The organism is Mesorhizobium sp. WSM2561 (assembly GCF_000513915.1).
Lineage (GTDB): Bacteria > Pseudomonadota > Alphaproteobacteria > Rhizobiales > Rhizobiaceae > Mesorhizobium > Mesorhizobium muleiense.
Genome location: NZ_AZUX01000113.1, coordinates 1 through 1,408 on the forward strand (window position 1 = coordinate 1; position 1,408 = coordinate 1,408).

The 1,408-nt window shown below is 64.8% G+C and carries 1 protein-coding gene; it reads left to right on the top strand.

Annotated elements, in window-relative coordinates:
* Positions 1 to 27 precede the first annotated feature (27 nt).
* A partial coding sequence (gene ltrA, locus M727_RS0132810; protein ID WP_245269133.1) for a group II intron reverse transcriptase/maturase occupies positions 28 to 1,408 on the top strand: 1,381 nt, incomplete at its 3' end.

Consider the following 1,408-nt stretch of genomic DNA (forward strand, 5'->3'; position numbering starts at 1 on the left):
GTGAAGCCGTCGAAGGAAACGAGGCGAGTGGAGGGAAGGGACCAGCCTGAGGGGAGCCTGCGCGAGGAGGCCAAGGTCCGGACACAGAGCCGGGTTGCCTTGCCGCCGAACCTCGAGCGGGTGAACGCGGCGGCCAGGCAGGCTGCCCAAACCCGGTTTACGGCCCTGCTGCACCATGTCGACGAGGCCGCCCTGTACCGGGCGTTTCGGCGACAAAAGCGGCAGGCGAGCGCTGGGGTCGATGGGATGACGGTGACGACGTACGAAGAGCGGCTGGCGGATAACCTCCGCGATCTCTGCGAACGGGTCCACACCGGACGCTACCGGCCGCAGCCGGTGCGGCGCGTCTATATTCCCAAGGCCGATGGCGGTAAGCGGCCTCTCGGGGTGCCGGTGCTGGAAGACAAGATCGTCCAAAGCGCGGTGGCCGAGGTGCTGAGCGCCGTTTATGAGGCCGACTTCCTGGGGTTCTCCTACGGCTTCCGGCCGGGGCGCAATCCTCACATGGCGCTTGATGCCCTGCATACGGCGATCATGAGCCAGCGTGTGAACTGGGTGCTCGATGCCGACATTCGCAGCTTCTTCGACTCGGTCGACCACGAGTGGCTGCTGCGGATGGTGGCGCACAGGATCGCTGATCCCCGTATCCTACGGCTCATCGGGCTGTGGCTGCGGGCTGGCATCCTCGAGAGCGGCGAGAGGCAAGAGACGGACAGGGGTACCCCGCAAGGGGCGGGCATCAGTCCGCTCCTCGCCAATATCTTCCTGCACTACATCCTCGATCTATGGGCCCACCAATGGCGTCGTCGCCATGCACACGGTTGCGTTGTGATCGTGCGTTACGCTGACGACTTCGTCATGGGCTTTGAGAAGAAGGCCGATGCAGAGGAGATACTGTTGGCCCTCAAGGCGCGGCTGGCCGGCTTTGGCCTGACACTCCACGAGGACAAGACGCGGTTGATCGAGTTTGGGCGGTTCGCGGCCCTATCACGACAGCGGCGTGGCGAGCGGCGACCCGAGACCTTCGCCTTTCTGGGCTTCACCCACTATTGTGGGCGGACCCGGGACGGCCGGTTCATCGTGAAGCACAAGACGGAAGGGAAACGCCTGACGCGTAAGCTGACGGCGTTGCGCAAGGAGGCTTGGCGGTTCATGCACGCGCCACTGGCCACGCAGCACGAGTGGTTCGCCGCGGTTCTGCGTGGACACTACGGCTACTACGGCAGGCCGCACAACTACCCTGCGCTCAACGGGTTCTACCGGGAAGTGCGTCGGACGTGGCTGCGCTGTCTGAGACGGCGCAGCCAGAAGAGTCGGCGCATGGGCTGGTCGGAGTTCGAGACCCTGACGGCACGCTTCCCTCTGCCCAATCCGCGCATCACTCGCACTTGGGCGCAGGCAAGGATAT